Annotated in this window: 8 protein-coding genes; all 8 read left to right on the top strand. The window is 65.7% G+C overall.

What is annotated here, in order from left to right:
• A partial coding sequence (locus tag OR37_RS02730; protein WP_004615648.1) for a TonB-dependent receptor occupies positions 1–2022 on the top strand: 2022 nt, incomplete at its 5' end.
• Positions 2022–3266 carry a cytochrome P450 gene (locus OR37_RS02725; protein WP_004615646.1) on the top strand — a complete coding sequence of 415 codons (1245 nt, stop codon included), beginning with the start codon at positions 2022–2024 and terminating at the stop codon, positions 3264–3266. The genes OR37_RS02730 and OR37_RS02725, both read left to right, overlap by 1 nt.
• 11 nt (positions 3267–3277) lie before the next feature.
• Positions 3278–4156 (top strand): helix-turn-helix domain-containing protein, encoded by an 879-nt coding sequence (locus tag OR37_RS02720; RefSeq protein WP_004615645.1) that lies wholly within the window; start codon positions 3278–3280, stop codon positions 4154–4156.
• Positions 4157–5629, top strand: coding sequence for an aldehyde dehydrogenase family protein (locus tag OR37_RS02715; RefSeq protein ID WP_004615644.1), 1473 nt, complete (start codon positions 4157–4159; stop codon positions 5627–5629).
• Between the two features lie 14 nt (positions 5630–5643).
• Positions 5644–6762 carry an NAD(P)-dependent alcohol dehydrogenase gene (locus OR37_RS02710; RefSeq protein WP_004615643.1) on the top strand — a complete coding sequence of 373 codons (1119 nt, stop codon included), beginning with the start codon at positions 5644–5646 and terminating at the stop codon, positions 6760–6762.
• Between the two features lie 89 nt (positions 6763–6851).
• A complete protein-coding gene (locus tag OR37_RS22305; protein ID WP_004615642.1) occupies positions 6852–6977 on the top strand; it encodes a hypothetical protein in 126 nt (41 codons plus the stop codon).
• Complete coding sequence (locus OR37_RS02705) at positions 6977–7291, top strand: 2Fe-2S iron-sulfur cluster-binding protein (protein ID WP_004615641.1); 315 nt, start codon at positions 6977–6979, stop codon at positions 7289–7291. Before OR37_RS22305 ends, OR37_RS02705 begins: the two co-directional genes overlap by 1 nt.
• 2 nt (positions 7292–7293) lie before the next feature.
• The gene (locus tag OR37_RS02700) at positions 7294–8508 is read left to right on the top strand and encodes an NAD(P)/FAD-dependent oxidoreductase (RefSeq protein ID WP_004615640.1); all 1215 of its coding nucleotides are present in this window, start codon (positions 7294–7296) and stop codon (positions 8506–8508) included.
• Positions 8509–8634: the final 126 nt, after the last annotated feature.

Raw genomic sequence — 8634 nt, 5'->3', positions numbered from 1 at the left:
GTACAGGCTAGCCTGTCCACGGCGGTGCCAAACCTGCAGGTCAGCAGCCCTTACGGATCGACTCAGCCCAACTTCTCGCTGCGCGGCGTTAGCGTCGCCAACGAGTACAACGCCAACCAGGCTTCGCCCGTCGGCGTCTATATCGACGACGTCTATATAGCCTCGCGCACGAGCCAAGGCATGGGCCTGTTCGATCTCGACCGCGTCGAGGTTCTGCGTGGACCGCAGGGCACGCTGTTCGGCCGCAATACGACGGGCGGGGCGATCAATTTCATCACCAAGAAGCCGTCGCTGGGCGCCACGACGGGGCGGGTCGAGGCCGGCTACGCCAACTTCAACACGTTCAGCGCGCAGGGCGCGATCGAGACCACGCTCGTGCCGGACGCCCTGGGCGTGCGCGCGGCGATCAACTACCAGAAGGGCGACGGTCAACTGCGCAATGTCGCGCCCGGCGGCGCGGACGCCAACTCCATCGACACGCTGCAGGGCCGCGTTTCAGTGCGCTATCGCCCGGCCGGGGGGCCGCTGGACATCAATCTTCGCGCCTATGCGGGGCGCGATCGCGGAACCCAGGCGGGCGTCCACGGCCTCGCCGCCGCGCGTACGGGTCTGGGTTTCTTCGAGATCAACGAGAACCGCGTTGGCAAGAACAAGACCGACGCCTGGGGCGCGGCCTTGAACGTAGCCTATTCGCTCAGTAACGCGCTGACCTTCACGTCCATTACGTCGATCGACGGCGGCAAGCAGAACCTGCAGCAGGCCGCCGATGGCGCGCCGATCGATATCCTCGATATCAACTGGCGTTCGAAGTTCGGTCAGGCCAGCGAGGAAGCCCGCTTTAACTACGAAGGACAGGGGTGGAACCTGGTCGCCGGCGGCTTCTATGGCGAGGACATCACCAAGACCGACAATACGTTCAATATCGCCAGCGCGCTCGGCCCTGGCGTCAACGGCGGCTTCTATCAGCACTATCGTCAAAAGCGGTCGTCATGGGCGCTGTTCGCCCAATCGGATGTCGACCTCTCCGACAAGCTCGTGCTGACGGCCGGCGCGCGCTACACCAGTGACGACGCCACCTATCGCGATGGTCGCGCCTTCCTGTTCCTGGGCAATATCGGTGGGGCGCAAACGCCGTTGGCGACGACCGTTCCCTGTCCGACGGCGCCTGGAACCTGCGCTTATAACCCGAACGCTCACTACGACATTTCCGGCGACGGGAGCGCGGTCACCGGGCGTCTCGCACTCAGCTACACCTTTGACTCGGGGCTGTTGGGCTACGCCAGCTATAGCCGCGGTTATCGGGCGGGGGCCTTTAACGGCGGCGGCTACACCTCGTCGGCGGGCATCACCTACATCAAGCCCGAGCAGGTCAACGCCTATGAGCTGGGCCTGAAGGGCCGGCTGGCCGAGAACCGCATGACGCTGTCGGCTGCGGCTTTCTACTACGACTATTCGAACCAGCAGGTTCAGGACACGCGTCCGGGTCCGGTGTCGTTCCTGGTCAACGCCCCGAAGTCCGAGATCTACGGGGCGGAAATCGAGGCCGGCTATCGCGTCTCGCCGGATCTCCGCATCTCCGGATCGGCCGGCTATCTGCACGCTCAATACAAGGAGCTGTCGCTACAAGGCACGGACCTGTCGGGCAACGACTTGCCGTTCGCGCCGCGCTGGACCGTCCAGCTCGGCTTCGACTGGACCCTCGCCCATCCGGCCAGCGGCGATCTGACGCTCTCTCCGACCGTGAACTACTTCAGCCGGCAGTACTTCTCCCCGTTCAACGCCAAGAACGCCGCCGGCACGGGCCAAGTGAACGCCGAGTTGCAGCAGCCCGGCTACGCGAAGGTCAATCTGGCGCTGGTCTGGGCGCGGGACGGTCTGACGGTCAAGGGGTGGGCCAACAACCTGTTCGAGAAGAAGGTCTATGCCTACGGCCTGGATCTGCGTGGGGCCGGCTTCCCGTACAACTTCCTCGTCCCCGGCACGCCGCGCACCTACGGCGTCTCGATCGCCAAGGCCTTCTGATGAACCCCGCGCCGGTCCAGCTCATGACCCAGCCCGACTTGAAGAATCCCGACCTCTATGTCGAGGCGATGCCGCACGCGGTATTCGCCGAGCTAAGAGCGTCCTCGCCCGTCTATTGGAATCCCGAGAGCGACGGCTCGGGCTTCTGGGCGCTGACCCGACACGCCGACATCGTCAGCGTTTCGCGACAGCCGCAGCTGTTTTCGTCGGCGTATGAGAATGGCGGGCATCGGATCTTCAACGAGAACGAGGTCGGACTGACCGGCGCGGGGGACTCCTCCGTCGGCGTACCGTTCATCTCCGTCGATCCCCCGACCCATACCCAGTACCGCAAGGTGATCATGCCCGCGCTTTCCCCGATGCGTCTGGGCGACATCGAGGCGCGCATCGAGGCGCGGACCCGCACGCTGCTGTCCGAGGTGGCGTTCGACGAGCCGGTCGATCTGGTGCCGCTGCTGTCAGCGCCTTTGCCGCTGCTCACCCTGGCTGAACTGCTCGGCGTTCCCGCCGAGATGTGGCGGGATCTCTATCACTGGACGAACGCCTTTGTCGGCGAGGACGACCCGGAGTTTCGAAAGTCGCCGGAGGCGATGGCCGAGATCCTGGGCGCGTTCTTCGCCTTCGCTCAAGAGCTTTACGCCTCGCGCCGCGCCCAGCCTGGCCCCGATATCGCCAGCGTGCTGGCCAACGCCCAGGTCGACGGCGAGCCGATCGCGTTCCGCGACTTCGTGGGCAACCTGATCCTGGTGCTGGTCGGCGGAAACGAGACCACGCGCAACTCGCTCAGTCACACGGTGGCGGCTTTCGCGAACGACCCCGACCAATGGAACCTGATCCGCGAGAACCCTGGGCTGCTGGCGACCGCGACCGCCGAAATGGTCCGCCACGCCACGCCCGTCATCCACATGCGTCGAACGGCGATGAGCGACACAGAGCTGGGCGGCCAACAGATCCGCAAGGGCGACAAGGTCGTGATGTTCTACGCATCGGGCAATCGTGATGAGGCCGTCTTCGACGACGCCGGCCGCTTCGACGTGACGCGCCGGGCGGTCCAGCACGTCGGCTTCGGGACAGGCCAGCACGTCTGTGTCGGGTCGCGGCTGGCCGAAATGCAGTTGCGTGTCGCCTTCCGCCTCCTGGCCGAACGGGTCCGCCACTTCGAGTTGATTGCGCCGCCCAGAAGATTCCGATCGAACTTCATCAACGGGCTCAAGAACCTTGAGGTCAGGCTCGTCTCAGCTTGAGGGTGGAAACGATGACCAGCGCCGACGTGTGGACCAACGAAGCGATCATCAGTGACGCGTTTTCCAGCGCGCCGGACGTTGAACTTGGTTCCGCGCAGTCTGGCTGGAAGCTCTGTCGCTGGCGACATTTCGTCGGCAGCTACGCCCTGCCGGCGCTGCCGTCTCCAACCTTCGTGGTTCACATCGCCGGCAAGCCTCAGGTCAAGACCTGGGATCGCGATGGCTGGAGCGAGACAAGTTCCATTCCGGGCGACGCGACAATCTTGCCGCCGCACCAGCCGTCGCGCTGGCTGGTCGATGGCGAACTCGACGTCGTCACCCTGAGCTTCGCGCCGCGCCTTGTCGAACACGCCGGCCGACCGGACCGCTTCAACCGTCTGCGTTTCGCCTTTTCCGATCCGCTCGGGACGGCCCTGACCCGCCAAGTGCTTTCCGAGCTCTACGCGCCGGCGTCGGACGAGCGCGACAGTTATGTCGGCGCGCTGGTCGACGCCTTGACGGCCCACGTGCTGCGCGGCGCTTCGGGACAGGGGGCGCCGGTCATTCCCAGCTCGGTCAGCTCGGCCTACCGCCTGCACACGGTGATGAACCAGATCCGAGAGCATCCCGAGGACGATCACGGGCTGGAGCGCCTTGCGGCGACCGCCGGCCTGACGACGTCACACTTCTGTCGGGTTTTCCGCAAGGCCACGGGCGTGACGCCGCATCAGTTCGTGATGAAGACCAAGCTCGACCGCGCCAGCCATCTGCTCACCAACTCGGAGCTGAGTTTGGCTCAGATCGCCGACAGCCTGGGCTTCAAGAACCAGAGCCATTTCACGCGCGCGTTCCGTCAGTTTTCCCAAGAGACGCCCAGCGATTTCCGTCGCCGAGGGCGGGAGGCCAGTTAGGTGACGACCATTCAGGGTTTCGAAGACCTGGTTCTACCAGCCCTCAAGCTGCGCGCCGGCGACGACCCGCTGCCAGTCAGCGCCGTGTTCGAGGACGAGGATCCTTGCACGGGCGGGGTCTTCGCCGAAATTCCACAAGCCAGCGCCTTGGACATCGACGCCGTGGTCGCCGCGGCCAATCAGGCTTTCCGCGACCCAACCTGGCGCGGTCTCGCGCCCTTGCAACGCGAGCGACTCCTGCACCGCTTCGCCGATGCGATCGAGGCGGACCTGCCCCGGCTGGCGGCGCTGGAAGCCCTCGACGTCGGCAAGCCGATCAGCTTGGCCGAAGCCGTGGACGTTCCGGCCGCCGTGGCCTGGATGCGCGCCTACGCCGGCTGGCCGTCCAAGCTGCATGGGCGGACCGCATCGCTCTCGGCCACGCCCGGCGAGCATCACGTTTATTCGCGCCGGGAGCCCGTGGGGGTCGTGGCGGCGATCACGCCCTGGAACTTCCCGCTGGTCCTGGCCGTCTGGAAGGTCGCGCCGGCCTTGGCGGCGGGCTGCGCGGTGATCATCAAGCCAGCCCCCGAAACCTCGCTGACGGCGCTGCGCCTCGCAGAAATCGCCCGCGAAGCGGGTTTGCCTCCGGGCGTGCTGTCCGTGGTCACCGGCGGGGGGGAGGTCGGCGCGGCGCTGGCTAGCCACCCGGGCGTGGCGAAGGTGGCGTTCACCGGCTCGACGCGCACCGGCCAGGCGGTGCTGAGCGCTTCGGTTCCCAGCCTCAAGCGTGTAACGCTGGAGCTTGGCGGAAAGTCGCCGTCGATCATCTGCGCGGACGCCGACCTTGATCGCGCCGCCGCGCAGGCCGCCATGGGCTGCTTCTTCAATTCCGGCCAAGTCTGCTATGCGGGCACACGCCTCTACGTTCATCGGTCCATCTATGAGGACGTGCTGGATCGTGTCGCCGCCATCGCCGCGGCCCAGAAGCTTGGCCCTAGCAGTGAGCGATCGTCCGAACTCGGGCCCTTGATCAGCCGGCGCCAGCACGAGCGCGTCGCGGGCTTCGTCGATCGAGCCCTGGCCGCCGGTGTGCGGCGTCATCCTGGCGCCGATATCGTCGTGCCCGACGTGGGATACTTTTTCGCCCCCACCCTGCTGCGGGATGTGCCGCCCGAAGCCGAGATCGCCCGCGAAGAGGTCTTTGGTCCGGTGCTCTCGGCGTCCCCATTCGACGATCTCGACGAGGCGATGGATCTGGCCAACGACAGCGCCTACGGCCTCGCCGCCCATGTCTGGACGCGCGATCTGGCCACCGCCCACCGCGCCGCCGCGCGGCTCGAGGCCGGCACGGTGTTCGTCAATTGCATCCTCGCCGCCGATCCGGGTTTTCCCTTCGGCGGCATGAAGACCTCGGGTTTGGGGCGCGAGAACGGCTCCGAGGTCTTTGACGCCTATCTCGAACACAAGACCGTCGTGATGGACTTGTCCTGATCAGCGGCCAAACCATGAAAGCTCTGTCCATGAACGTCCTCGCCGCCGTCGCTCGCGCGCCCCGAGCTGATTTCTCGCTTGAAACGGCCACCATCGAGAACCCTCGCGACGACGAAGTGCTCGTGCGGATTTTGGGGGTTGGCCTTTGCCACACCGACCTCGTCGCGCGCGATCAGTTCATCCCGATCGCCCTCCCGGCGATCCTCGGTCATGAAGGTTCCGGCGTGGTCGAGCAGGTCGGCGCCGGCGTCACCAAGGTCCGGCCCGGCGACCGCGTGGTGATGAGCTTTTCCAGCTGTGGACACTGCGCGCGCTGCGAAGAGCGCCTGCCGTCCTATTGCCAGTCGTTCCCCGTCCTGAACTACTCGGGACGGCGAGCCGACGGGACGTCGGGACTCAGCATCGGCGGAGAGCCGGTGTCGGCCAATTTCTTTGGCCAATCTTCCTTCGCGAGCCATGCGCTGACCTTCGAGCGGAACCTGGTGAAGATCGACGACCCCGAGGCGCCGATCGAACTGTTGGGCCCCCTCGGTTGCGGCTTCCAGACGGGCGCTGGCGGCGTCATGCGTTCGCTGGCCTGTCCGGCGGGGTCCTCGCTGGCCGTTTTTGGCGGCGGCCCCGTCGGGTTGGCCGCGGTGATGGCGGCCGTCGTCCAAGGCTGCGCGACGATCATCCTGGTCGAGCCCATCGCCGAACGTCGAGCCCTCGCGCTTGATCTCGGCGCCACGCACGTGATCGACCCCGCCGCGGGCGATGTGGTGACCGCGATCCGAGCCATTCGGCCCGATGGCGTGGAGTTCGCCTTCGAGACCAGCGGACGTGTCCATGTCGTCGAAAGCGCCCTGGCCTCTCTCGGCAGTCATGGGCTGCTGGGTCTCGTCGGGGTGCCGCCGAACCCGCAGGACGCGCTCGCGATAAACCTGGCCAGCGCCATCACCTACGGACACCGCATCCACGGGATTATCGAAGGCGACAGCGATCTGGATACTTTCATTCCGGAACTGGTCGCGCTCTACAAGGCCGGCCGCTTCCCGATCGACCGACTGATCAAGACGTTCCCGCTGTCGGAGATCAACGCGGCCGTCGCCGCCCAACATCGGGGCGAGGTCGTCAAGGCCGTTCTGGTCCCATGACCTGAGCCGTCCCTCTCGGTCGTCCGACCGTTTTAATCCCTATCGCCCAAACGCAGCTTGATCAACGCGCGAACGCCTAGGAATCGCCTATGCCAGAACTCTTCATCGTCGAATTCGCGCCCGCCGCCGGAGGTCGTGACAACGGACGGCTCACGAGCCAGCGCTCGACCCGTCCCGACGGCCTGGCCAATGCAACCCGTATCGAGGCGCCGTGATGAGCAAGATCATCGTTATTTCGCGCGACGGCGAGGAGCGCGCGATCGAGGCCGAGAACGGGTTGTCGGTGATGGAGGCGATCCGCAACGCCGGCATCGATGAAATCATGGCGCTATGCGGCGGTTCCTGCTCCTGCGCGACCTGTCACGTGTTCGTCGAGGCCGGCGGAGAGACCCTGCCGCCGCCCGAGGCGGACGAGAGCGACATGCTCGAGGCCAGCGCCTATCGGCGGGAAAATTCCCGCCTGTCCTGTCAGCTGACGGTGTCGTCCGCGTTGGAGGGGCTGACGGTTCGCGTCGCGCCCGAGGAATAGGCATGGCCCGCTTCCATGACGTTCTCATCGTGGGCGGCGGACACGGCGGTGCTCAGACGGCCATCGCGCTGCGCCAGAACGGCTTCGCCGGATCGATCGCCATTATCGGCGACGAGCCGGAGCCGCCCTACGAAAGACCGCCGCTGTCGAAGGAATATCTGGCCGGCGACAAGACCTTCGAGCGGCTGCACCTGAGGCCCGAGGCGTTCTGGCGTGATCGCGCGATTGACCTTGTCTTGGGGGCTCGCGTCGATTTCCTGGACCCAACCCTCAAGCAGGTCGTGACCACGGGCGGCGAGCGCTTCGGTTATGGCGCGCTGGTCTGGGCCACGGGAGGACGACCTCGTCGTCTGGATTGCGAGGGGGGCGATCTGGCCGGCGTTCATGCAATCCGAACGCGGGCCGACGTTGATCTTTTGCGGTCCGAACTGCCGGCCGCGCGACGGGTGGTGATCATCGGCGGCGGATATATCGGGTTGGAGGCGGCCGCGGTGCTTCGCAAGTTCGATAAGTCCGTCACGCTGATCGAGGCTCAGCACAGACTTTTGGCGCGGGTGGCTGGGCCGACCCTGTCGCGGTTCTACGAAGCGGAACATCGCGACCGCGGGGTAGATGTGCGGCTGGCCTCCACAGTGAGCCGTCTGGTCGGCGCCGAGGGCAGGGTCAACGGCGTTGTGCTGGCGTCCGGAGAGAGGCTGGCCGCCGATCTCGTGATTGTCGGCATCGGCGTCGCGCCCGCCGTCGAGGTCTTGCGGCAAGCCGGGGCGCTCGGGACCAATGGCGTGCTGGTCGACGATCGCTGCAGAACGTCCTTGGCCGATGTATTCGCCATCGGCGATTGCGCAGCGCGGAAGTCTCGGTTTTCGCCGACGGCCGTCAGAATAGAGTCCGTGCCGAACGCCAACGAACAGGCCCTGACCGTCGCATGTGAATTGACCGGGCGTGAGCGAGATCATGATGCTCCGCCATGGTTCTGGTCGAACCAGTTCGACCTGCGCCTGTTGACCGTCGGGTTATCGGACGGCTTCGATGTCGAGGTCGTTCGCGGGGATCCCGCGACCAAGAGCTTTTCGGTCGTCTATCTTCGCGAAGGACGGATTATCGCTCTGGACTGCGTCAACGCGGCGAAGGATTTCGCCCGGGGGAAGTCTCTGGTCGCTAACGGGGTTCTCACCACGCCCGGTCTGATAGCGGACGTGAACATTCCGCTCCCGTGAGATGCCAAGGTTAGCCTTCAGCGCCAAGTTCCGCGCTCGTTTAAGAGCCTCACAAGGCTCGCTCATTCTGTCTTCGAGCGACAATCGTCCTTTCCGCACGAACCGTTGACGCCGGTTGGGATGGGC

Origin of the sequence: Caulobacter vibrioides OR37 (genome assembly GCF_000372645.1) — a bacterium.
Taxonomy (GTDB): Bacteria; Pseudomonadota; Alphaproteobacteria; order Caulobacterales; family Caulobacteraceae; genus Caulobacter; species Caulobacter vibrioides_E.
Note: the sequence above shows the minus strand (reverse complement) of the source record. Positions and strands in the feature narration are given on the sequence as shown.